We start from the raw sequence: 22,044 nt of genomic DNA on the forward strand, positions 1-22,044 counted from the left end.
CCTCAAGTCAAACACACCGGAGAGGCCGCCAAGATGCCTGCACAGACCACACATGCAGCCAATGCCACCGCTCACAGCCGCGGCAGCATGTGCTGTATGGCTGCGGGCCAGGTTGTCTTTGCAGGCTCAGGCCCCGGCGATGCGGATCTTCTGACCGTCAAAACCCTGCGCGCGCTGCAGCAGGCCGATGTCATTCTCCATGACCGTCTGGTCAGCGATGAAATCATCGCGCTGGCCGGGCCGCAAGCGGTGCTGGAAAACGTCGGCAAGGAGGGCTTTGGCCCGCAGGTCAGCCAGGACCGGATCAACGCGCGGCTGGTGGCCCATGCCAAGGCAGGCCGCAAGGTGCTGCGGCTGAAGGCCGGCGATCCCACGATCTTTGCCCGCCTGGATGAAGAGCTGACCGCCTGCGAAGACGCCGGCATCGCCTATACCATCCTCCCCGGCATCACCGCGGCCTCCGCCGCCGTTGCCGCCATCGGCCAAAGCCTGACCCAGCGCGGCCGCAACACCTCGGTGCGGTTTCTCACCGGCCACGCGATGAGCGGCTTTGCCGATCACGACTGGGCCGCCCTGGCGCGCCCGGGCGAGGTTGCCGCGGTCTACATGGGCAAGAAATCCGCCCGGTTCGTGCAGGGCCGCCTGATCATGCACGGGGCGGACCGCGCCACGCCGGTGACGATTATTGAAAACGCCTCCCGCCCCGAACAGCGGGTGCTGGAAACCAACCTGGACCGTCTGCCCGCCGACCTGGATGCGGCCGGGTTCGACGGCCCTGCCCTCACACTCCTGGGCCTTGCGCCGCGCCAGGCGGCCGCCGCCCTGAACGACCTCAAAACGGAGCTTGCATAATGGCCCGCCCTTTTACGCCCAAAGTCATCACCGCCAACGACCTGCTGGAAGGCGACGTGATCTATTTCACCGCCGCCAACACCTGGACCCGCAACCTGTCCGAGGCTGAGCTGATCACCGACGAGGCCGACGCCCAGCTGCGCCTGCTGGACGCGGAAAAGCAGAACATCCGGATCGTCGGCGCCTATCTGGCCGACGCCAAGGCAGGCCCCAACGGCCCCGAGCCGACCCATTTCCGCGAGGATTTCCGCCGCACCGGCCCCTCGAACTACTTCCACGGCAAACAGGAGGCCGAAGCCAATGTATAAGTACAACGAGTTCGACGACGCCTTCCTGGCGGAACGCAACGCCCAGTTCCGCGCCCAGGTCGAGCGCCGCATCGACGGCTCCCTCACCGAGGACGAGTTCAAGCCGCTGCGCCTGATGAACGGTGTCTACCTGCAGCTGCACGCCTACATGCTGCGGGTCGCGGTGCCCTATGGCACCCTGAATTCCGCCCAGATGCGCACCCTGGCGCTGCTGGCCGAGAAGTGGGACAAGGGCTACGGCCATTTCACCACCCGCCAGAACATCCAGTACAACTGGCCGAAACTGCGCGACATTCCGGATATGCTGGACGCGCTGGGTGAGGTTGGCCTGCACGCCATCCAGACCTCGGGCAACACCATCCGCAACACCACCGCCGACCATTTCGCCGGTGCCGCCAAGGATGAGCTGACCGATCCCCGCCCCTATGCCGAGCTGATCCGCCAGTGGTCCACCGACCACCCGGAATTCCAGTTCCTGGGCCGCAAGTTCAAGATCGCCATCACCGGCAGCCCCAACGACCGCGCCGTGATCAAGGCGCATGACGTCGGCCTGCAGGTGGTGGAACAGAACGGCAAGACCGGCTTCAAGGTCATCGTCGGCGGCGGCCTGGGCCGCACCCCGATGATCGGCCAGGTGCTGCGCGAATTCCTGCCGCAGGCGGATCTGCTGCCCTATCTGGAGTCGGTTCTGACCGTCTACAACGTGCTGGGACGGCGCGACAACAAATACAAGGCGCGCATCAAGATCACCGTCTCCGAGAACGGCATCGACACCTACCGCGCGATGACCGAGGAAGCCTTCATGGCGATCCGCGGCCAGTACGACGGCACCGACCAGCAGCTGCTGGAAGAGATCAAGACGCATTTCAAGGCGCCGGAGTTCCGTTCCGGTTCCACCGAAGCCTTCGATGCCGCCTATGCAAACGACCCGGTGTTCCGCGCCTGGGCCGACACCAACCTGGCCGCGCACCGCGCCGAGGGCCACGCCATCGTCACCATCTCGATCAAGGCGCACGGCGCAACCCCGGGCGACGCCAGCGCCGGGCAGATGCGGCTGATGGCGGATCTGGGCGAGCAATACGCCTATGACGAGCTGCGCATCAGCCACCAGCAGAACGTGATCCTGCCGCATGTCCACAAGAACGACCTGCCGGCACTCCACGCCAAGCTGAAGGCACACGGGCTTGCCACCGCCAACGTCGGCCTGATCTCGGACATCATCGCCTGCCCCGGCATGGATTACTGCGCGCTGGCAACCGCCCGCTCGATCCCGGTGGCACAGGAGATCGCAACCCGTTTCGACGAGTTGAAGATGGAGCACGACATCGGCCATCTGCAGATCAAGATCTCGGGCTGCATCAACGCCTGCGGCCATCACCATGTTGCCCATATCGGCATTCTTGGCCTGGACCGCGCCGGGGTGGAGAACTACCAGATCACCCTGGGCGGCGACGCCACCGAGACGGCGGCCATCGGCACCCGCACCGGGCCCGGCTTTGCCTATGACGAAATCGTGCCTGCGGTGGAGCGCATCGTCGAGGTCTACATGGCCCGGCGTGAAGGCGCCGAGGAAACCTTCCTCGAGACGTACAACCGGATCGGCATGGAGCCCTTCAAGGCAGCGCTTTATCCCGAGGCCCAGAAAAAGGTCGCCTGACCCATGTTCGACACAGCCGGAAACAAGCCCGCCGGGGGGGGCAACCCCGCCCGCGACCGGGAGCTGGCCGCCAAGGCGGAGGCGCTGAATGCACGCTTCCGCCACCATTCGGCCACCTCGGTGATGGAGGGCGCACTCACGGACGCAGGGCATATCGCCCTGGTCTCCTCTTTCGGCGCGGAATCCGTGGTGCTGTTGCACATGGCCGCGATCATCGACCCGATGACTCCGGTTGTCTTTGTCGACACCGAACTGCTGTTCACCGAAACCCTGCTGTACCAGCAGGAGGTGAGCGAGCGGCTGGGCCTGCGCAACGTGCGCATCATCCGCGCCGATGACATCGCCGAAAAGGATCCCTACGGGGCGCTCAAGTTCAGCGACAAGGACGCCTGCTGCACCCTGCGCAAAACCGTGCCGCTGCAAAAGGCGCTGGCGGGCTATGACGGCTGGATCACCGGCCGCAAGCGGTTCCAGTCCGGCACCCGCGCCGCGCTTGATTTCTTTGAGGTCGAGGACGGCACCGGGCGGCTGAAGATCAACCCGCTGGCCCATTGGGCGCCGGAAGACGTGCGCGCCTATATGGACGAAAACCGCCTGCCCCGCCATCCGCTGGTGGCCAAGGGCTACCCGTCGATCGGCTGCGCCCCCTGCACCAGCCCGGTGAAGGACGGCGAAGACCCAAGGGCCGGCCGCTGGCGCGGCGAAAACAAAGAAGAATGCGGCATCCACGTGGTGGATGGCCAAATGGTACGAACAGGAGCTTGAACGATGACTGTTATCGTGACGGACACGGGCTTTGCCCAGGACGATTGGACCGGCGGTTTTGACGGCAGCAGCGTGCTTGAGCTGCAGTCGGATGCCAGCCTCAATGATGTGGCGCTGGACGGGGTGGACCTGGTGCGGATCAGCTTTCCCAGCTTTGCCGACGGCCGCGGCTTCACCCTGGCGCGCCAGCTGCGGCTGAAAGGCTATCAGGGCCGCCTGCGCGCCTTTGGCCATGTGATCGCCGACCAGTATGCGATGGCGCGCCGCTCCGGCTTTGACGAGGTGGAGCTGTCCGACGACCTGGCCGCCCGCCAGCCCGAGGACCAATGGCTGGCCCGCGCCAACTGGCAGGACCACAGCTATCAGGCCCGCCTGCGCGGCAGCACCGCGGCCCGCTGAACCGGCCCTTCCGCGCCCGGGAAAACCTGTGCCAGACCGGTTCCGTTGCGCCGCGCGCGGGGCCGGTTTCGCAAATCAAGGGGTTTTCCTGACCTGGATCAACGATTAATCAGAGGTGCCGGCTACTCCTCCGGCAGTGCAAGTGATGAATGAGATGACACCCGTGACCGACATTGCGACCAATGCTGCGCCCGAAAAGGCCAAGCCGGCCCTGCCCGACGCCCAGACCGTGACCGAAGTGAAGCACTGGACCGACAAGCTGTTCTCCTTCAAGGTGACCCGCCCGGCCTCGCTGCGGTTCCGCTCTGGCGAGTTCGTGATGATCGGCCTGATGAACGACCCCGACCCCAAGACCGGCAAGGTGAAACCCCTGCTGCGCGCCTATTCCATCGCCTCACCCAGCTGGGACGAGGAAATGGAGTTCTACTCGATCAAAGTCGAGGACGGCCCGCTGACCTCGCGCCTGCAGCACATCCAGCCGGGCGACGAGATCATCCTGCGCCCCAAGCCGGTCGGCACCCTGGTGCATGACGCGCTGCTGCCCGGCAAGCGGATCTGGTTCTTTGCCACCGGCACCGGCTTTGCGCCCTTTGCCTCGCTGCTGCGCGAGCCGCAGACCTACGAGGATTACGACGAGGTGGTGATCACCCACACCTGCCGCACCGCCGGCGAGCTGACCTATGGCCGCGAACTGATCGAGAGCCTGAAGGACGACGCGCTGCTCAATGAGGTGATCGGCGAAGGCTTCTGGAAAAAGATCAAATACTACCCGACCACCACCCGCGAAGAGAGCCCCAAGATGGGCCGCATCACCGACCTGATGCGCTCGGGCGAGGCCTTTGCCGAGCTTGGCGTGGCGCCGCTGAACCCCGAAAGCGACCGCGCGATGATCTGCGGCAACCTGGCCTTCAACCTCGAACTCAAGGATCTGTTCGAGAACACCTATGGCCTCGAAGAGGGCGCCAACTCCAAGCCGGCGCATTTCGTGGTTGAAAAGGCGTTCCTGGACTGATCCTGATCCGGCGCCAGGCGGCCGCTGCGGGCCGCCGCATTTCTGACACCGATTTGACGGGAGGCTGCCGCCTCCCGTTTATCTTTTGTTGGGGATGTTTCAGTATTCCGGTTGCTGAGATCCAGAACGGAGCAGCAAGAAATGCAGAACGAATTGACCTCGGGGCAGCCGCCCGTTTTCCAGTCCGTCAGAACGGAGGCGGGCAAAGCCCGCGTCAAGGCAGCGGTTGCAGGGTTTCAGGCCCGTCCCGGCCAGGTGCAGCCCTCGGTTCAGGAAAGGATTGCCAGCGTCAAGGCCCGCTATAATGCGCGCGCCATTGCCCCCGGCGACATTGACGAGATGTTTGACGCGCTGGTGCAGGCCGGCCATCCGGTGACCTCGCCGATGCTGCTGCTGAATTCGATGGGAAAGCGGTTCCGCAGCCATCTGGCCGGAATCACCGGCAGCGCCTATGACGGCACCAAACCGCTGGATCTGGCCGGCGTGGCCCAGCTGCAAATCCAGCGCGCCCGCAAACAGGGCGGCAACAGTGCCGGCTGGGAAACCTTCCTGGCCTTCCTGGCGCCGCAGCCGCAGCCCGGCGACCAGGCCCCGCCGGGCCATATGGCCCGCGTTGCGCAGCAGGCGCAGCCCCGTCCCCATTGATCCGCGCCAAAGACGTCCGCTCAAAAACAACCGGCGGCAGCGCATGATGCCTGCCGCCGGGAAAATCAGCTGACTTGCAGCCAGCTTCAGTTGCTGCCCGCAGTGCTTTCGGTTTCCGCCGCGCCGGACTGCTCCAGCAGCTCCTGCGCGGTGCCGGTTGCATTGTCCAGCGCCTCGGATCCAGCGTCCTGCGCGCCCTCAGCCGCGCCGGCCGCGGCATCGCTGGCAGCCTCTGTGGTCTCCTGCACCGCATCCGATGCAGCCCCCGCCGCGGACTGGGCCGCATCCACCGCATCCTCAACCGCTTCAGCAGCCGCATCCGCCGCCTCGCCTACGGAATCCTGCACCGCCTCGACAGCTGCGCCGGCCGCTTCGGCACCGGAGTCGATGACGCCCTCAACGGCCTCTGCCGCATCTTCCACCGCCTGCTCGGCCGCCGCTCCGCTGTCCCCGTCCGCGGCTTCCGGCGCTGTGCTGCTCTGTTCCTCTTGCACGGCTGGCACTTCTGCGGGCGCGGGTTCCTGCGCGTCCCGGCCGTTCAGCAGCACAAACCCGGCCACGGCAGCCGCCCCCAGCGCAATCAATATAAATACCTGTTTCATAATACTCTCCTTCCGTTTCCCGGCTTGGCCGGCCTGGCCGCGCAATCCGCAGCATCTGCCTGCCAAATGACGCCCTGCGCCGCTGCACTCAAGGGGGAAGTTTCCCTGGCCTGCATCACGGGCGGCCAGCTGCCACCCGCCGGTCCCGCAACTGGCGGAACCCCGCCGCATTCCCGCCTTGCCAGAATGCAGCGCGGCCTGCGGCAGCGCTCCGGCCTTGTTTTACACCCGTTTTCAAGTTCAATTGCAATATGCGGCCTTGAAATGCGGCTTTCCTGCCGCCATACCGCCCATAAGCCTTGAATCACACGCGGGGGGGCAGTAGCGTTCCCGCACTTTTTGCAATGACAGAAGGATCGCAGTCATAGCCCGCAGACCTCATAACGCGCCGCCGCAACGCGACACCGGCCCGCGCGTCAACGAAAAAATCCGTGCCTCCGAAATCCGCCTGATTGGCGCCGATGGCGACAACGCAGGGGTTGTGACCCCCGCAAGAGCCATGGAAATGGCCGCCGAGGCCGGACTGGATCTGGTGGAAATCTCGCCCAATGCCAACCCGCCCGTGTGTAAGATCATGGACTTTGGCAAGTTCAAATATGAACAGCAGAAACGCGAGAGCGAAGCCCGCAAGAAGCAGAAGATCATCGAGGTCAAAGAGGTCAAGTTCCGTCCCAACACGGACACTCATGACTACGATGTGAAAATGCGCAACGTCTACAAGTTCCTGGAAAACGGCGACAAGGTGAAAATCACCCTGCGTTTCCGGGGCCGCGAGATGGCGCACCAGAACCTCGGAAGAGAGCTTTTGGAGCGGGTCGCCGAAGACATCAAGGAACTGGGCAAGGTCGAAAACATGCCCAAGATGGAAGGCCGTCAGATGATCATGATGATCGGCCCGCTGCCGAACAAGTAACCCGGCCGCCTTCGACACAGGTATTTCAGCCCCGCAGCGCCGCTGCGGGGCTTTTCCTTTGCCGCTGCAGCGCATCGCGGCGGCCCATGCGATACCCGGCAGCGGCCGGGACAGCCTGTTGCAGGCCTGCAGCTGCAGCCGCCAGGGCCGAATGGGCCGGCCGCAAGATCAAGTTCATCTCCTGCAACGCCGCGATCGAGACGGCGCAGACCGGCAATATGGGCACGGGGTTTGCGGGGATCGCTACCGAAATCCGCCCGCTGCCGGGCAGGATCCAGACCCTGCTGAAGGACATCTCGGGCGACCTGCGGCACTCGCCGCCGCATCTGCCAACTGCCAGGCACCGGCCTCCCGGTGCCCGGCCTGATCAGATCTTCAGGCTGCAGCCGCCACGGCGCGCCGGGCCATCACCCCGACCAGATGGGCGCGGTACGCTTTGGACCCGTGCAGATCGGCCATCATGCCGCCGGCATCCACGCTCAAACCGTCCAGCGCCTCCGGTGCGAAACCGGCATCCAGCGCAGCCTCGGCCTCGTTCCAGCGGAACACACCCTGTTCGGACGCGCCGGTGACCGCCAGCCGCACGCCAGCGGTAAATTTCGCCACAAATACCCCGACCAGGGCAAAGCGCGAGGCCGGCTGCACGAACTTCTGGTAATTGGCCTTCTGCGGCACCGGGAAGCGCACCGCGGTGATGATCTCGCCTTCTTCCAGCGCGGTCTCGAACAGCCCCCGGAAAAAGTCATCCGCGGTGATCTCGCGCCGGTTGGTCATGATCGTCGCACCGCTGGCCAGCGCCGCCGCCGGATAGCAGGCCGCCGGGTCATTGTTGGCCAGTGAGCCGCCGATGGTGCCGCGGTTGCGGACCGCCGGATCGCCGATATGCCCGGCCAGATCCGCCAGCGCCGGATAGGCCTCCGCCGCGGCTTCGGCCACATCCGCATGGGTGGTGGCGCCGCCGATGCTCAGCATTCCGTCGCCGCCGCTGACGCCTTTCATCCCTTCGATGCCTGCGAGGCTGACCAGTTTCGACGGCATCGCCAGCCGCTGTTTCAGCGTCGGGATCAGCGTCTGCCCGCCGCCCAGCGCCTGCGCGTCTTCATCGGCCAGCGCCGCCACCGCCTCTGCCACCGTCGCAGGCTTTTCAAACTCGAATTCATACATCGCGTGTCCTTTCCGAAAACCGGCGGACCGGCCTTCATCTTTCCGAAAATACTCCGGGGGGCGCGGCCCGTCCGGGAAACCGTCCAACGGACGGTTTCAGGGCCGAGCGGGGCAGCGCCCCCATGACCCCCCTACCCGTTCATCGCCGCCCAGACCCGCGCGGGCGACAGCGGCATGTCGATATGGGTGACATCCTTGCCCGCCGACTGCAGCGCATCCACCACCGCGTTGACCACAGCCGGCGGCGACCCGATCGCCCCGGCCTCGCCGCAGCCCTTCACGCCCAAGGGGTTATGGGTGCAGGGCGTCTGGCAGGAATGATCCACCTGATAGAACGGCACATCATCGGCCCGCGGCATCGCGTAATCCATGAAGGAGGCCGACAACAGCTGCCCGTCCGCATCATAGGCGGCATTTTCCAGCAGCGCCTGGCCGATGCCCTGGCCCAGCCCGCCATGGACCTGGCCGTCAACGATCATCGGGTTGATGATATTGCCGAAGTCATCGGCGGCCGAGAAGCGTTCGATGGTGACCTTGCCGGTGCCGGGGTCCACCTCCACCTCGCAGGCATAGGCGCCGGAGGGATAGGTGAAGTTCGCCGGGTCATAAAACGCGGTCTCCTCCAGCCCCGGCTCCAGCTCCTCCAGCGGGTAGTTGTGCGGCACGTAAGCCGTCAGGGTGACATCGCCCCAGGCCACCGATTTGTCGGTGCCCGCAACGGTGAACTGGCCATCCTTCAGCTCAATATCCGCATCCGAGGCCTCCATCAGATGGGCGGCGATCTTCTTGGCCTTGGCGATGATCTTTTCGGTCGCCCGCACCATCGCCGAGCCGCAGACCGCAATCGAGCGCGAGCCGTAGGTGCCCATGCCAAACGGCACCCGGCCGGTGTCGCCATGCACGATGTCAATCATGCTTTCGTCAATGCCGATCATCTCGGCCACCACCTGCGGGAACGAGGTCTCATGCCCCTGCCCGTGGCTATGCGCGCCGACAAAGACGCTGATGCTGCCGGTGGCATTCACCCGCACCGTGGCGGCGTCATAGAGGCCGGCGCGGGCGCCCAGCATGCCGACGATGTTGGAGGGCGCAATCCCGCAGGCCTCGATATAGCAGTTGACGCCAAAGCCGCGCAGCTTGCCGTTCTTCTCGCTCTCCGCCCGCCGCGCGGCAAAGCCTGCCACATCGGCGACCTCTTCCAGCTTGTCCATGGTCGCCACGTAATCGCCGGTGTCATAGGTCAGCGCCACCGGGGTTTCATAGGGGAACTCGGTGATGAAGTTCTGCCGCCGCAGCGCAATCGGGTCGGCGCCCAGCTCGCGCGCGGCCTTGTCGATGACGCGCTCCAGCTGATAGGTCGCCTCGGGCCGCCCGGCGCCGCGGTAGGCATCGACCGGCACCGTGTTGGTGAACACCGTTTTCACATTCACCTGCACCACCGGCGTCTTGTAGTTGCCCGCCATCAGGGTGCCGTGCAGGTAGCTGGGCACCGAGGTCGAGAAGGTCGACAGATAGGCGCCCATGTTGGCCATCGTGTTGGTGCGCAGCGCGGTGAAGTTGTTGTGGCTGTCCAGCGCCAGTTCGATCTTTGTCACATGGTCGCGGCCATGGGCGTCCGAGATGAAGGCTTCGGACCGGGTCGAGGTCCATTTCACCGGCCGCCCGCAGGCCTTGGCGGCATGGGTGCAAAAGGCTTCCTCGGCGTAGTGGAAGATCTTGGAGCCGAAGCCGCCGCCCACATCGGGTGCCACCACCCGCACCTTGTGCTCGGGCAGGCCCAGCACAAAGGCGCACATCAGCAGGCGGATCACATGCGGGTTCTGACTGGTGGTGTGCAGCGTGTATTCATCGGTGCCGCGGCTGTATTCGCCGATCGCCACACGCGGCTCCATCGGGTTGGCGACCAGCCGGTTGTTGACCAGTTCCAGCGTCGTCACATGCGCGGCGCTGTCAAAGGCCGCCTGCACCGCGTCGTCATCCGGATTGCCGAACACCCAGTCATAGCAAAGGTTCGAGGTCAGATCCTCATGCACTTTGGGGCTGCCGTCCGCCAAGGCAGCGGCCATACCCACCACCGCGGGTTTGTCGCTGAGGTCCAGTTCAATCGCTTCCGCCGCGTCGCGGGCCTGCTCCACCGTGCCGGCCACCACCGCCGCCACGATCTCGCCCACGTGGCGGATGGTGCCATCGGCGATGATCGGATGCCGCGGCTCCTGCTGCGGGTTGCCGTGGCGGTCGGTCACGCCCCAGCCGCAGGGGATGCCGCCGACCTCGGCAAAATCGGCGCCGGTGAAGATCTTCACCACGCCGGGCATCTCAGCCGCTGCACTTGTGTCGATGGAATTGATGGTTGCATGGGCCACATCGGCGCGCAGGAAATGCACGTAAGCCTGGCCGTGCACGTTGATGTCGTCGGTGTAATTGCCGGCGCCGGTCAGGAACCGCACGTCCTCGCGCCGCTTGGGGCTGGCGCCGATTCCGCTGTCGTTGTCCTTGGGCATCTCTGAAGTCTCCTCCCTGGAGGGTGCGGCCATTGGCGCACCTCTTGGTATTCACTCCTTGTTCCGCACAGGCCGCGCACCGGCCTGGGATCATCGCATGTGACGGTCAGCGCCTATTCGGCAGCAATCGCCGAAACATCCTGGCCCGAGGCGGCCAGGATCGCCTTGACGATATTGTGGTAGCCGGTGCAGCGGCACAGGTTGCCTTCCAGGTAGTCGCGGACCTCCGCTTCGCTGGGCTTGGGGTTGTCCTTCAGCAGCGCCGCCGCCGACATCACCATGCCCGGCGTGCAAAAGCCGCATTGCAGCCCGTGGTGGTCCTGGAACGCCTGCTGGATTGTGTTCAGCGAGCCGTCAGCATTGGCCTGGCCTTCGATAGTGGCGACCTCGGCCCCCTCGGCCTCCAGTGCCAGCATGGTGCAGGCTTTCACCGCCAGCCCGTCCACATGCACCACGCAGGCGCCGCACTGGCTGGTGTCGCAGCCCACATGGGTGCCGGTGAGGCCCAGCGCCTCGCGCAGAAATGCGGACAGCAGCGTGCGCCCTTCGACCTCGCCGCTGGCAGCCTTGCCGTTCACGGTCATTGAGACCTTGGCCATAGTACCCTCCCTTTAGCTTGTTTTTATCTGGCTGGGGGGAGTTAAGCACGGGCACAGCGATGTGCGAAGTGTTTTCCGGGCGGTGCCGGGGGTAAAATTCGCGTCAGAAGGGCTTACCCATGGTTGTGACCTTGCGTCACAAATCCCTCGCTGCGGTGCCGCATTCAGCCTTCCGCGTCGCGGCGCGGCATCGGGCGGGTGGGAATCTCCTTCAGCAAGCCGCCGACGCCCATGGCGGCAATATCCTGCGCGGTGACGGGGATGCCGCAAATCACCCGCTCCAGCACCCAATCGGCGCCGTTCAGCGCCGGGGAACGGGCACAGCCCGGCAGGCCGATCACCGGCCTGCCCTGAAACGCGCCCAGAAACAACAGGTTGCCAGGGTCGACGGGCATTCCGAAACGGGTCACGCTGCCGCCTGCACTGCGCAGCGCCTGGGGCGCGACGTCATGGCTGTCGGAGGTGGCGGAGCCGGTCAGCACCAGCAGCAGCTCTCCCGGTGCCTGGATGATGGCCGCTGCCAGCGCGTCCTCGCGGTGCGGGACCACCACGCGCTCTGACAGGCTGATGCCCATCCGGTGCAGGCGCCCGGCCATGGCGGCGCGGCCTTTGTCCCGGGGCGTGTCTCCGGTCACTTGTGTTTCGATCAGCGTGGCAGAGGAGAAAACCGGGGCCAGCACCCGCATCGCTTCTGCGGCGCCTGTGCAGGCCTGACGGACGGCGCCTGCGGGCACGGCATAGGAAATCACCTTGATTGTAGCGATCATGCCGTCTGCATCAGCGCGGTGATAATCGGGCACCGTTGCGATGGTGATCATCGGGTCAACGGTGTTAAAGGCTTCCAGCTTGGCCAGATCCAGCCGCACCAGCCCGGCGTGGGCGGCATACAGGTTCACCCGCCCGGTGCCCGCGCCGGAGATGCGGACGCCCTGCCCGGCTGGATCCGGTACCAGCGCATTCGCCAGCGCCTCTGCCGCGGCATCTTCATGCATGTCGCCGGATTCCAGCCGGGCGGCGGTGAGCTTTGTGTGGCCGGCGGCGGCAAGGTCAGCGAGGTCTGCAGCGCTCAGTTCCGTGCCCTTGGCAATCTTGCGCGCGGCACCTTGCAGCGAGTGCGCAAGGATCGCGCCTTCGGCGTCTTTCAGGGCAAGCGTGCCGAACTTCATGGCTGTCTGCCGCGCAGGACGGCGGTCATTTCCGAGAGGATCGAGACGGCAATCTCTGCTGGTCCCGCCGCGCCGATATTCAGGCCGATAGGGCCGTGGATGCGGGCGATCTGGGCCTCTGTGAAACCTGCTTCCTGCATCCGCGCGGTGCGGGAGGCATGGGTTTTCTTGGAGCCCAGCGCACCGATGTAAAACACGTCGGCCGCCAGCGCCGCCTGCAAGGCCGGGTCGTCCAGTTTCGGGTCATGGGTCAGCAGCACAATGGCGGTGCGGGTATCCAGCCCCAGTTTTTCCACCGCTTCGTCCGGCCAGTCGTCGATCAGGGTTTCACCGGGAAAGCGTTCGGGGGAGGCAAAGGCGGCGCGCGGGTCGATGATCACCACGTCATAGCCGGCAATCCGCGCCATCGGCACCAGCGCTTGGGTGATATGGACAGCCCCCACACAGACCAGCCGCAGCGGCGGGTTGTGCACGGCCACAAAGGTTTCGCCGTCCTCCTCCAGCCCGGAGCGGTCCATCCGCATCCGCTCGGGGTAAGCGCCGCGCGCCAGACGGCGGGCGCCGGTGGTCAGGTTCACCTCATAGGCCACGGGCGTGCGGTTTGCGCGGGCCTGCACCAGGTCCTCCAGAAGATCCGCGGGCAGCGCGCGGCCGACCGGCTCCACCAGCACCTTGATGGTGCCGCCGCAGGCCAGGCCGACGGCAAAGGCATCCGCGTCGCTGACGCCGAACTCCAGCAGGCGGTGGCGGCCGTCCTGCAGCGCCTCCTGCGCCTCGACCACCACCGCGCCCTCGACGCAGCCGCCGGAGACCGAACCCTCGATTCGCCCGTCGCCGCCCACCACCAGCTGCGCGCCGGTGCGGCGCGGGGCGGATCCCCAGGTCTGCACGACAGTTGCCAGTGCCGCGCCTGTACCGGCCCGATGCCAGTTCAGCGCGGTTTCCGGGGCGTGCTCAAAAGGGGTCATGGTCTGCATGCGGCGTCCTCCCAGCACCGGTATATCTGCCGTCATACATCGGCGCTTGGGCCGCGGGTTGCAAGCGTCTTACGCCTTAGAGCAGCGCCATCAGCCGCGCCTTTTCCCCCGCATCCGAGGGGTTGGATATCACCTGCGCCAGATCCTGCAGTGAAGCGATGGAATGGCCCGCGCGGAAGCTGTCGGCATAGGGCAGCATGGCGCGTATGCCTTGCGCCTTGGGGGCAAAACCGTCCCAGCGCAGCAAAGGGTTGAGCCAGATCAGGCGGCGCGACGAAAGCTGCAGCCGCTGCATTTCGCGCGCCAATCCTTCGGGATCGCCGCGATCAAGCCCGTCGGTGATCAGCAGCACCACCGCGCCCTGCCCCATGACGCGGCGCGACCAGTCGCGGTTGAAGGCATGCAGGCAGTCGCCGATCCGGGTGCCGCCCTCCCAATCCTGCGCCTCGGCGCCGGCCGCGGCCAGGGCGGCATCGACGTCGCGCTGATGCAGATGGCGGGTGATATTGGTGAGCCGGGTGCCGAAGGTGAAGCCATGCACCCTGGCCCAGCCCCGGCCCCCGGCATTTTCCTGGGCGTTGGCGGCGGCATGCAGGAAATGCAGGATGATTCGGCTGTACTGGCTCATCGAACCGGAGATGTCGCAGAGCACCACCAGATTGGGCCAGCGGATGCGGCGCCTGACGCGGGCGATCTGCTGCAGGTCGCCGCCCTGGCGGGCTGCGTTGCGCAAGGTGCGGCGCCAGTCGGGACGTGTCCCCCGCGGCGCGGCCATCAGGCGGCGCGACTGGATCGGCTGAACCGGCAGGGTGAGCTGGGCAAGAAGGCGTTTGGCGGCGGCCGTCTCAGCCGTGCTCATCTGTTCGAAATCGAGGGTTCTGAGCCGTTCCTCCGCCGACATGGTGAGGGTGCTGTCGATTTCAACCTCGGTGCCCTCCTCATCACTGTCCGGTGTCTCCGGCTGGTCCTGGATGCCGTCCAGCAGCGCCTCGGCTGCGCGTTTTTCGGCGGGTTTGGCGCTGCGCTCCTGCTGCACGCCGCGAATCGCAGGCAGCATCGCGGCCATCATCTGCTCGAGGTATCTGGGGTCGCGCCAGAACAGGCGGAAGACCTGGGCAAAGACCACCCGCTGTTCGGGCTTGGCGACAAAGCAGGCGTGCAGGGCCCAATAGAAATCCGCGCGGCTGGTGAAGCCTGCGGCCGCCACCGCCGCCACCGCGTCCAGCACCCGGCCGGGGCCGATGGGAAGACCCGCCTTGCGCAGGGCGCGGGCGAAATGGGTGATGTTGCGGACCAGCTTGGGGTCCTCCGGCAGGGTGAGCGGCGCGGTGTCAGGCATCAGCGTTCCGGGGGCGCGTGCCGGGGCGAGCGTTCGGGGGGCGCTGCCCCCGGCCCTTGCGGGCCTCCTCCGGAGTATTTCGGGAAAGATGACGCATCAGGCAGCATCCAGGCCGGCCTTGGCCTGATCCAGAATGCGCTTGGCCTCGGAGCCGTGCAGCCGGGCAATGTCGTCCTGGTATTTCAGGATTGCGCCGAGGGTGTCGGCGATCACCGCGGGGCTGAGGGCAATCACGTCAAGCGCCAGAAGGCAATTGGCCCAGTCGATGGTCTCGGCCACGCCCGGTTTCTTGAACAGATCCTCGGTGCGCAGGGATTGCACGAAGGCGACAATCTCGCGGCTGAGCTGCGCGCTGGCCCGGGGTGCGCGGGCGTTGAGGATTTCGACTTCACGGTCGAAGTCGGGGTAGTCGACCCAGTGGTACAGGCAACGGCGTTTCAGGGCGTCATGCACCTCGCGGGTGCGGTTGGAGGTAAGGATGACAATCGGCGGCTCCGGCGCCTGGATGGTGCCAAGCTCGGGGATGGTGACCTGGAAATCGCTGAGCGCCTCCAGCAGGAAGGCTTCGAACGGTTCATCGGTGCGGTCCAGCTCGTCGATCAGCAGCACCGGCGCGCCGTGCTCATCCGGGCGCATCGCCTGCAGCAGCGGGCGTTCGATCAGGTAATCGGCAGAGAAAAGTTCCGCCTGCAGGGCGGCGCGTTCGGCGCTGCCTGCGGCCTCGGCGGTGCGGATGGCGACCATCTGGGCGGCGAAGTTCCATTCATAGACCGCGCTGGCGGCGTCCAGCCCCTCGTAGCATTGCAGCCGGATCAGGCGGCGGCCGAGGCTGGCGGCCAGCGCCTTGGCGATCTCGGTCTTGCCGGTGCCGGCCTCGCCCTCAAGGAACAGCGGGCGGCCCAGTTTCAGCGACAGGAACACCACAGTGGCCAGGGACCTGCCGCAGACATAGCCCTGCTCCGACAGCATGTGCTGGACCTGATCGATGGATTGCGCCTGCTGCATGTTGTGCCTCCCCTTGCCCGGCCAACAGGCCATGCGGAGCGGCATCGGTCAAGCCGCAGGCTGCGGCGACGCTGCGGCGGCGGGGCGGCGGCGGGGCTGACGGGGGCGGTTGTATAACCGGGCCTGCCGGGTAAAACTGCCACGGGACGGCCCTGCAGACGGCCAGGGCAAAGGGACAGAGACAGGAACGCCAGCCATGCACCGCGTTTTTCGCAAACATGCCGGCCCGGGCGGCCGGGACCAGAGGCGCTAGGGGATGCGGGTTCTGGCCGTCCTTTGCGTGCGCAATGAGGCCGCGTTCCTGCTGGAATGGCTGGCCCATCACCGGGTTGCGGGTTTCACCGATTTCCTGGTGTTTTCAAACGATTGCCAGGACGGCACCGATCGGATGCTGGACCATTTGCAGGACCGGGGCCAGCTGGTCCATGTCCGCAATGAAGGCCCCTATGACAAGGGCGGCATTCAGTTCACCGCATTGAAGCAGGCAGACCGGCATCCGCTGATGAAACAGGCCGATTGGGTGCTGGTGCTGGATATCGACGAATTTGTCTGCATCAAGACCGGCGGCGGCAAAGTGGCGGATCTGCTGGCGGCGCTGCCCGAGGCGGATGCGGTGACGCTGACCTGGCGGCTGTTCGGCAACGCCGGCGCGGTGCGCTACCAGGATGCGCCGGTGACCGCGCAATTCACCCGCTGCGCGCCGGAGGTCATTCACTGGCCGTGGCGGGCGGTGATGTTCAAGACGCTGTACCGCAATGACGGCACCTACCGGAAATGCGGTGTGCACCGGCCCCGGGATACCGGCAGCACGGCGCGGCTGGACAGCTTCCGCTGGTATGATTGCGAAGGCCGCGAACTGGGCAAGGCGTTCAAGACCAAGCGGCTGTTTTCCAATTACGGCCAGCCCAACGGGCGGCTGGCGCAGCTGAACCATTACCCGCTGGGGGCGATGGAAAGCTATGTGCTGAAGGCCGACCGCGGCCGGGTCAACCGGCAGGCGGAGCTGGGCATGGATTACTGGGTCGAGCGGAATTATTGCAGCGCCGAGGATAGTTCGATCGCCCGTTACGGCCCGGCAACTGCGGATCTGCGGGCCGCGCTGATGGAGGACCCGGAGCTGGCGCGGCTGCACAGCCGCGCCGTGGCCTGGCGCCGGGCCCGGTTTGCCGGGCTGATGACACAGGAACCCTATCGGGCGCTGTTCGCGCGGCTGCTGATGACACCCCCAGCCCGTCCGATAAGCCCGGCCGCTGCCAATCTGCTGCGCAGTTTCGCCATTCCGGATCAAGCCGCTCCGCCGCCGGAGGAGGACGGCAGCTGACCCCTGATGCCCCCCCGGATAATGGCCGCCGAAAGGACCCCGGGCCGCCTTATTCAGGCATGGGTTTTTCCAATTTTGGCCTTAATTGTCACTTAAATCTAAATCCAAACAGCAGGCCCGGACCTATGGGGAGGGCGCAGAGGATGGCAGGCATGCAGGACGGACTTGAAAATCTGGAGGAAGACCTTTCCGGGCTGAAGCCGGCCCAGTGGAAGGCCCGGATGGCGGCGCTGGCCGAAGAGCATGGCATGTACCAGCCGCTGGGCGACAAGCATTTCGCCACTTTCATCGATCAGGGCAATACGCTTCTGGTGACATTTGAGACCATGCAGGGCATTCACAACCTGTCGGACCAGGCCCAGCCTTTGGGGTTTGATCTGGTGAAGAACCTGGGCTGGTCGCATATGTGCGTGGTGTCGGACGGCGACACCTGGTTCCGCGACGGCCGCATCTACGGGTTTTTCGACCAGCTGATCGACGACGGGTTCTTTGACGAGTTCGACAATGTGATCTTTTACGGCGCAGGCCCCTGCGGCTATGCGGCGGCGGCCTTTTCGGTGGCTGCGCCGGGGGCGGTGGTGGTTGCGGTGCAGCCGCAGGCGACGCTGGACCCGCGGATGACCGAATGGGATGACCGCTTTGCCGAAATGCGGCGCCTGTCCTTCACCGACCGCTATGGCTATGCGCCCGATATGCTGGACGCCGCCGATCAGGCCTATGTGATCTATGACCCGCGGGAACGCCTGGACGCCATGCATGCCGCGCTGTTTGCGCGCAAGAACGTGACCCGTCTGCGGGTGCCGCACCTGGGCGATGCGGTGCAATCCCGGCTGATCGAGATGGAGATGCTGTATCACATCCTGTCGCTGGCCGGCAGCCGCAAGCTGAGCGCCGGCGCCTTCCACAAGCTGTTCCGCAGCCGCCGCAACAACTCCTATTTCCTGCGCAACCTGCTGGGGCGGCTGGAGCGGGAAGACCGGGCCTATCTGATCGCGCTGCTGTGCCGCAACGTGACCGAACGGATGCGGGCGCCGCGGTTCCGCCGCCGCCTGCAAGAGATGGAAAAGCGTGCCGGAGACGGCGAGTTCACCTTTCCGTCCAAGCGCTGAGCAGCCCCTGGCTTTGCTTGGGGGCTGCGGCCGCATACAGCCGCTTCTTTTCCGCCCGCTGCTGTGCTAACGCGGGCGCATGACCGAGACGCTGACCATCCCCCGCCCCGACGACTGGCATCTGCATCTGCGCGATGGCGCCATGCTGGAAGCCGTGCTGCCCGAAACCGCCCGACATTTCGGCCGCGCCATCATCATGCCGAACCTGGTGCCGCCGGTGGTGACCGGCGCCCAGGCCGCCGCCTACCGCGGCCGGATTCTGGCCGCGCTGCCCGAAGGCATGGCGTTCGAGCCCTTGATGACGCTTTATCTGACCGAGGACACCGACCCGGCGGATGTCGCCGCGGCGCATGCCAGCGGGCTGGTCAAGGCGGTGAAGCTCTACCCCGCCGGCGCCACCACCAATTCGGCCTCGGGCGTCAGCGATTTCAACAAGGTGCGCGGCGTGCTGGAAAAGATGGCCGAGATCGGCCTGCCGCTGTGCGTGCACGGCGAAGTGACGGATGCGGAGATCGACATTTTCGACCGCGAGGCGGTGTTCATCGACCGGGTGCTGGACCCGATCCGCAAATCCACCCCCGGCCTGCGTGTGGTGATGGAGCATATCACCACCAAAAACGGGGTCGATTATGTGAAATCCAATTCCGCCGGCCTGGGCGCGACGATCACCACCCATCATCTGATCATCAACCGCAACCACATCCTGGTCGGCGGCATCAAGCCGCACTACTACTGCCTGCCCGTCGCCAAGCGCGAAGAGCACCGGCTGGCCTTGCGCGCGGCGGCCACCTCGGGCGATGCGCGGTTCTTTCTGGGCACCGATTCCGCGCCGCATACCGACCCGAACAAGGAAAGCGCCTGCGGCTGTGCCGGCTGTTTCACCGCAACCAACACCATGTCCCTGCTGGCGCATGTGTTCGAGGAGGAGGGCGCGCTGGACAAGCTGGCGGGCTTTGCCTCGGAAAACGGGCCTGCGTTCTATGGGTTGCCGGTCAGCAGCGAGCGCCTGACGCTGCGCAAATCCGGCACCGCTGTGGATTTCCCGGAGAAGATCGACAGCGCCGACGGGCCGGTGACGGTGTTTGATCCGGGCTTTGCCGTGTACTGGGCTGCCGGCGCGTAAGACACAAATTTCCTAGACGAAAATTGCCGGGAAAATGCCAGTTTCCCCGGCACCAGAAAGGACCCGATCATGATCCCCTCCTCCTACCCGTCCCAAGAAGAAATCGCCCGCCTGTCGGCCCGGATGCTGCTGGAAATCGGCGCGGTGAACTTTAATACCGAAACGCCCTATACGCTGGCCTCCGGCCTGCCCTCGCCGAGCTATATCGACTGCCGCAAGCTGATCTCCTTTCCGCGCATCCGCTCGACGCTGATGGATTTCATGACTGTCACCGTGATGCGCAATGCCGGGTTCGAGGCGTTTGACAATATCGCCGGCGGCGAGACCGCAGGCATCCCCTTTGCCGCGCTGGTGGCCGAACGTCTGGCGCTGCCGATGACCTATGTGCGCAAGAAGCCCAAAGGCTATGGCCGCAATGCCCGTATCGAGGGCGCAATGAGCGACGGCGAGCGGGTGCTGCTGGTCGAGGACCTGACCACCGATGGCGGCTCGAAACTGTCGTTCGTCGATGCGATCCGCGAAACCGGCGCCAGCTGCGGCCACACGGCGGTGATTTTCTATTACGACATCTTTCCCGAAACCACCAAGACGCTGGGCGACCACGGGGTCGAGCTGCATTATCTCTGCACCTGGTGGGATGTGCTGGCCGAAGCCCGCGCCCAGGGTGCCTTCAGCACCGAGACGCTGGATGAGGTGGAGACCTTCCTGAAGGATCCCCGCGCCTGGCAGGACGCGCATAAATCCGCCTGACCCTGCGGCAAGCGGTACCGGGCAGCCTGTGGACAAGGCTGCCCCGAATCGCATTTCCGCCCTGGCCGGTACGCAGATATAGGGGTCTATTCAAGACGCCCCGCATCATGTAGCCTGCATAGGACAGGCTTGCTGGCCCTTTCCGATAAAAAGCCCACAGGCCCGGTGCGGATATCCACAAGGGATCCACAGAGATTCCCAGATAGGAGAACCGCCCCCGGCGCCCTATAAGGCGGCCAAACGACGAGAGCAGTGATGAACGAGATTACTCCCTTTGACGGCGATATGCCCCCTCCGGCGCCGATGCCGGACCCCGCCGCGCCGCAGAACGCAATGCCGGACAATGAGCTGCCGCATTCGGTCGAGGCGGAACAGCAGCTGCTGGGGGCGATCCTGACCAACAACGAGGTCTACGACAAGATCGCGCTGATCATCGACTCGTCGCATTTCTACGATCCGGTGCATGCCCGGATCTATGAGGTGGCGGCGGCGCGGATTTCCAAGAACGCGCTGGCCTCGCCGGTGACGCTGAAGGCGTTTCTGGAAGACCATGAGGGGCTGAAGGAACTGGGCGGGCCGGCCTATCTGGCCAAGCTTGCCGGCGCGTCGATCTCGGCCTTTGCGGTGCGGGACTATGCGCAGATGATTTACGACCTGGCGATCCGGCGCGAACTGATCGCCCTGGGCCAGAGCATTGCGGAAAAGGCGCGCCGCGTCGACGTGGCGTCGGAACCAAAAGAGCAGATCGTCGAGGCGGAGCAGTCGCTGTATCAGCTGGCCGAACAGGGCCAGACGGAGAGCGGTTTCAAGTCGTTCCTGAAAGCCGTCACAGAAGCGGTTAATGTGACCAACGAGGCGTATCAGCGGGGTGGCGGCATGGCCGGCATCTCGACGGGCCTGATGGACCTCGACAAGCAACTTGGCGGCCTGCATCCCTCGGACCTTCTGATCCTTGCGGGCCGCCCTTCTATGGGGAAGACGTCGCTGGCGACCAACATTGCCTTCAACGTCGCCAAGGCCTATAAACGCGGGGTGAAACCCGACGGCAGCGAAGGCGCGCTGGACGGCGGCGTGGTCGGCTTCTTCAGCCTCGAGATGAGCGCCGAACAGCTGGCCGGGCGTATTCTGGCGGAAGCGTCGGAAATCTCCTCGCACAAGATCCGCCAGGGCGACATGACCGAGGGCGAATTCCGCCGCTTTGTGCAGGCGGCCAAGGATCTGGAAAGCTGCCCGCTGTTCATCGACGACACGCCTGCAATCCCGATTTCGCAGCTGGCCGCACGGGCGCGGCGGCTGAAGCGGACCCACGGGCTGGACCTGCTGGTGATCGACTATCTGCAGCTGTGCCGCGGCATGGCCGACAACCGGGTCAACGAGATTGCCGAAATCTCGATGGGGATGAAGGCGATTGCCAAGGAGCTGAACATACCTGTCATCGCACTGTCGCAGCTGTCGCGGCAGGTGGAAAACCGTGACGACAAACGGCCGCAGCTGTCCGACCTGCGGGAATCCGGCTCGATTGAGCAGGACGCCGACGTGGTGATGTTCGTGTTCCGCGAGGAATACTACAAGGAGCGGGAAAAGCCCGGCGACCACGAGCTGGACAAGATGGAAGAGTGGAAGCAGGCGATGGAACGGCTGCACGCCAAGGCCGAGGTGATCGTCGGCAAGCAGCGCCACGGCCCGATCGGCACGGTGGAGCTGTCGTTCGAGGCGCAGTTCACCCGCTTTGGCAACCTGGCCAAATCCTGGCAGCAGGGGCAGGAAGACTATTGATCCCGGCCGGTTGCGGCCGCAATCAGGATGACCGTGCCAGGGCCTGGCAGTCCGCGTGACC

General features: G+C 65.4%; 22 protein-coding genes. 13 read left to right on the forward strand and 9 right to left on the reverse strand.

Annotated features, from left to right (window positions below):
* The first annotated feature begins 96 nt into the window (after positions 1–96).
* The 7 genes from cobA to AC0KW6_RS03915 all read left to right on the forward strand — a co-directional run bounded on the left by cobA (position 97) and on the right by AC0KW6_RS03915 (position 5,638).
* A complete protein-coding gene (gene cobA, locus AC0KW6_RS03885; RefSeq protein WP_323781989.1) occupies positions 97–852 on the forward strand; it encodes a uroporphyrinogen-III C-methyltransferase in 756 nt (251 codons plus the stop codon).
* Complete coding sequence (locus tag AC0KW6_RS03890) at positions 852–1,160, forward strand: DUF2849 domain-containing protein (protein ID WP_323781975.1); 309 nt, start codon at positions 852–854, stop codon at positions 1,158–1,160. The genes cobA and AC0KW6_RS03890 overlap by 1 nt, the downstream gene beginning before the upstream one ends.
* Positions 1,153–2,817, forward strand: coding sequence for a nitrite/sulfite reductase (locus tag AC0KW6_RS03895; RefSeq protein ID WP_474034135.1), 1,665 nt, complete (start codon positions 1,153–1,155; stop codon positions 2,815–2,817). Before AC0KW6_RS03890 ends, AC0KW6_RS03895 begins: the two co-directional genes overlap by 8 nt.
* 3 nt (positions 2,818–2,820) lie before the next feature.
* Entirely contained in the window at positions 2,821–3,582 is a 762-nt protein-coding gene (locus AC0KW6_RS03900; RefSeq protein WP_474034136.1) for a phosphoadenylyl-sulfate reductase, read from the forward strand.
* Positions 3,583–3,585: 3 nt separating this feature from the next.
* The gene (locus AC0KW6_RS03905; protein ID WP_323781984.1) at positions 3,586–3,981 is read left to right on the forward strand and encodes a DUF934 domain-containing protein; all 396 of its coding nucleotides are present in this window, start codon (positions 3,586–3,588) and stop codon (positions 3,979–3,981) included.
* A 145-nt stretch (positions 3,982–4,126) separates the two neighbouring features.
* The gene (locus AC0KW6_RS03910; protein WP_323781986.1) at positions 4,127–4,993 is read left to right on the forward strand and encodes a ferredoxin--NADP reductase; all 867 of its coding nucleotides are present in this window, start codon (positions 4,127–4,129) and stop codon (positions 4,991–4,993) included.
* A gap of 141 nt (positions 4,994–5,134) precedes the next feature.
* Positions 5,135–5,638 carry a hypothetical protein gene (locus AC0KW6_RS03915; protein ID WP_474034137.1) on the forward strand — a complete coding sequence of 168 codons (504 nt, stop codon included), beginning with the start codon at positions 5,135–5,137 and terminating at the stop codon, positions 5,636–5,638.
* An 86-nt stretch (positions 5,639–5,724) separates the two neighbouring features.
* Here AC0KW6_RS03915 and AC0KW6_RS03920 read toward each other — a convergent pair whose 3' ends face one another.
* On the reverse strand, positions 5,725–6,240 hold the full coding sequence (locus AC0KW6_RS03920; protein ID WP_474034138.1) for a hypothetical protein: 516 nt from the start codon (positions 6,238–6,240) through the stop codon (positions 5,725–5,727).
* 451 nt (positions 6,241–6,691) lie between these two features.
* Here AC0KW6_RS03920 and infC point away from each other — a divergent pair, with 451 nt between their 5' ends.
* On the forward strand, positions 6,692–7,153 hold the full coding sequence (gene infC, locus AC0KW6_RS03925) for a translation initiation factor IF-3 (RefSeq protein ID WP_323784310.1): 462 nt from the start codon (positions 6,692–6,694) through the stop codon (positions 7,151–7,153).
* 25 nt (positions 7,154–7,178) lie between these two features.
* Here infC and AC0KW6_RS03930 read toward each other — a convergent pair whose 3' ends face one another.
* From AC0KW6_RS03930 to AC0KW6_RS03965, 8 genes are all read right to left on the reverse strand, one after another.
* Positions 7,179–7,448: a hypothetical protein gene (locus AC0KW6_RS03930; RefSeq protein WP_474034139.1), complete on the reverse strand. Its 270-nt coding sequence runs from the start codon at positions 7,446–7,448 to the stop codon at positions 7,179–7,181.
* Between the two features lie 80 nt (positions 7,449–7,528).
* Positions 7,529–8,317 carry an FAD binding domain-containing protein gene (locus AC0KW6_RS03935; RefSeq protein ID WP_474034140.1) on the reverse strand — a complete coding sequence of 263 codons (789 nt, stop codon included), beginning with the start codon at positions 8,315–8,317 and terminating at the stop codon, positions 7,529–7,531.
* Positions 8,318–8,448: 131 nt separating this feature from the next.
* Positions 8,449–10,818 carry a xanthine dehydrogenase family protein molybdopterin-binding subunit gene (locus AC0KW6_RS03940; RefSeq protein WP_474034141.1) on the reverse strand — a complete coding sequence of 790 codons (2,370 nt, stop codon included), beginning with the start codon at positions 10,816–10,818 and terminating at the stop codon, positions 8,449–8,451.
* 113 nt (positions 10,819–10,931) lie between these two features.
* Positions 10,932–11,417 (reverse strand): (2Fe-2S)-binding protein, encoded by a 486-nt coding sequence (locus AC0KW6_RS03945; RefSeq protein WP_474034142.1) that lies wholly within the window; start codon positions 11,415–11,417, stop codon positions 10,932–10,934.
* A 164-nt stretch (positions 11,418–11,581) separates the two neighbouring features.
* A complete protein-coding gene (locus AC0KW6_RS03950) occupies positions 11,582–12,583 on the reverse strand; it encodes a molybdopterin-binding protein (RefSeq protein WP_474034143.1) in 1,002 nt (333 codons plus the stop codon).
* Positions 12,580–13,560, reverse strand: a complete 981-nt coding sequence (locus tag AC0KW6_RS03955) for an XdhC family protein (RefSeq protein WP_474034144.1) — start codon at positions 13,558–13,560, stop codon at positions 12,580–12,582. The genes AC0KW6_RS03950 and AC0KW6_RS03955 overlap by 4 nt, the downstream gene beginning before the upstream one ends.
* A gap of 76 nt (positions 13,561–13,636) precedes the next feature.
* Complete coding sequence (locus AC0KW6_RS03960) at positions 13,637–14,899, reverse strand: vWA domain-containing protein (RefSeq protein ID WP_474034145.1); 1,263 nt, start codon at positions 14,897–14,899, stop codon at positions 13,637–13,639.
* 96 nt (positions 14,900–14,995) lie between these two features.
* Entirely contained in the window at positions 14,996–15,904 is a 909-nt protein-coding gene (locus AC0KW6_RS03965; RefSeq protein ID WP_323780361.1) for an AAA family ATPase, read from the reverse strand.
* 256 nt (positions 15,905–16,160) lie between these two features.
* Between AC0KW6_RS03965 and AC0KW6_RS03970 the strand changes: the two genes are divergently transcribed.
* The 5 genes from AC0KW6_RS03970 to AC0KW6_RS03990 all read left to right on the forward strand — a co-directional run bounded on the left by AC0KW6_RS03970 (position 16,161) and on the right by AC0KW6_RS03990 (position 21,983).
* On the forward strand, positions 16,161–17,225 hold the full coding sequence (locus tag AC0KW6_RS03970; protein ID WP_474034146.1) for a glycosyltransferase family 2 protein: 1,065 nt from the start codon (positions 16,161–16,163) through the stop codon (positions 17,223–17,225).
* 152 nt (positions 17,226–17,377) lie between these two features.
* Positions 17,378–18,334: a phosphoadenosine phosphosulfate reductase gene (locus AC0KW6_RS03975; RefSeq protein WP_323780366.1), complete on the forward strand. Its 957-nt coding sequence runs from the start codon at positions 17,378–17,380 to the stop codon at positions 18,332–18,334.
* A 79-nt stretch (positions 18,335–18,413) separates the two neighbouring features.
* Positions 18,414–19,457: a dihydroorotase gene (gene pyrC, locus AC0KW6_RS03980; RefSeq protein ID WP_474034147.1), complete on the forward strand. Its 1,044-nt coding sequence runs from the start codon at positions 18,414–18,416 to the stop codon at positions 19,455–19,457.
* Between the two features lie 69 nt (positions 19,458–19,526).
* On the forward strand, positions 19,527–20,207 hold the full coding sequence (locus tag AC0KW6_RS03985; protein WP_474034148.1) for an orotate phosphoribosyltransferase: 681 nt from the start codon (positions 19,527–19,529) through the stop codon (positions 20,205–20,207).
* Between the two features lie 255 nt (positions 20,208–20,462).
* Positions 20,463–21,983, forward strand: a complete 1,521-nt coding sequence (locus tag AC0KW6_RS03990; protein ID WP_323780373.1) for a replicative DNA helicase — start codon at positions 20,463–20,465, stop codon at positions 21,981–21,983.
* The last annotated feature ends 61 nt before the right edge of the window (positions 21,984–22,044 follow it).

The organism is Leisingera sp. SA215, from assembly GCF_055902035.1.

Excerpts from the sequence above, each read along its gene's own strand:
- cobA (WP_323781989.1), top strand. The coding sequence starts at position 97 with ATGGCTGCGGGCCAGGTTGTCTTTGCAGGCTCAGGCCCCGGCGATGCG.
- AC0KW6_RS03890 (WP_323781975.1), top strand. The coding sequence starts at position 852 with ATGGCCCGCCCTTTTACGCCCAAAGTCATCACCGCCAACGACCTGCTG.
- AC0KW6_RS03895 (WP_474034135.1), top strand. The coding sequence starts at position 1,153 with ATGTATAAGTACAACGAGTTCGACGACGCCTTCCTGGCGGAACGCAAC.
- AC0KW6_RS03900 (WP_474034136.1), top strand. The coding sequence starts at position 2,821 with ATGTTCGACACAGCCGGAAACAAGCCCGCCGGGGGGGGCAACCCCGCC.
- AC0KW6_RS03905 (WP_323781984.1), top strand. The coding sequence starts at position 3,586 with ATGACTGTTATCGTGACGGACACGGGCTTTGCCCAGGACGATTGGACC.
- AC0KW6_RS03910 (WP_323781986.1), top strand. The coding sequence starts at position 4,127 with ATGAATGAGATGACACCCGTGACCGACATTGCGACCAATGCTGCGCCC.
- AC0KW6_RS03915 (WP_474034137.1), top strand. The coding sequence starts at position 5,135 with ATGCAGAACGAATTGACCTCGGGGCAGCCGCCCGTTTTCCAGTCCGTC.
- AC0KW6_RS03920 (WP_474034138.1), bottom strand. The coding sequence starts at position 6,240 with ATGAAACAGGTATTTATATTGATTGCGCTGGGGGCGGCTGCCGTGGCC.
- AC0KW6_RS03930 (WP_474034139.1), bottom strand. The coding sequence starts at position 7,448 with ATGTCCTTCAGCAGGGTCTGGATCCTGCCCGGCAGCGGGCGGATTTCG.
- AC0KW6_RS03935 (WP_474034140.1), bottom strand. The coding sequence starts at position 8,317 with ATGTATGAATTCGAGTTTGAAAAGCCTGCGACGGTGGCAGAGGCGGTG.
- AC0KW6_RS03940 (WP_474034141.1), bottom strand. The coding sequence starts at position 10,818 with ATGCCCAAGGACAACGACAGCGGAATCGGCGCCAGCCCCAAGCGGCGC.
- AC0KW6_RS03945 (WP_474034142.1), bottom strand. The coding sequence starts at position 11,417 with ATGGCCAAGGTCTCAATGACCGTGAACGGCAAGGCTGCCAGCGGCGAG.
- AC0KW6_RS03950 (WP_474034143.1), bottom strand. The coding sequence starts at position 12,583 with ATGAAGTTCGGCACGCTTGCCCTGAAAGACGCCGAAGGCGCGATCCTT.
- AC0KW6_RS03955 (WP_474034144.1), bottom strand. The coding sequence starts at position 13,560 with ATGCAGACCATGACCCCTTTTGAGCACGCCCCGGAAACCGCGCTGAAC.
- AC0KW6_RS03960 (WP_474034145.1), bottom strand. The coding sequence starts at position 14,899 with ATGCCTGACACCGCGCCGCTCACCCTGCCGGAGGACCCCAAGCTGGTC.
- AC0KW6_RS03965 (WP_323780361.1), bottom strand. The coding sequence starts at position 15,904 with ATGCAGCAGGCGCAATCCATCGATCAGGTCCAGCACATGCTGTCGGAG.
- AC0KW6_RS03970 (WP_474034146.1), top strand. The coding sequence starts at position 16,161 with ATGCGGGTTCTGGCCGTCCTTTGCGTGCGCAATGAGGCCGCGTTCCTG.
- AC0KW6_RS03975 (WP_323780366.1), top strand. The coding sequence starts at position 17,378 with ATGCAGGACGGACTTGAAAATCTGGAGGAAGACCTTTCCGGGCTGAAG.
- pyrC (WP_474034147.1), top strand. The coding sequence starts at position 18,414 with ATGACCGAGACGCTGACCATCCCCCGCCCCGACGACTGGCATCTGCAT.
- AC0KW6_RS03985 (WP_474034148.1), top strand. The coding sequence starts at position 19,527 with ATGATCCCCTCCTCCTACCCGTCCCAAGAAGAAATCGCCCGCCTGTCG.
- AC0KW6_RS03990 (WP_323780373.1), top strand. The coding sequence starts at position 20,463 with ATGAACGAGATTACTCCCTTTGACGGCGATATGCCCCCTCCGGCGCCG.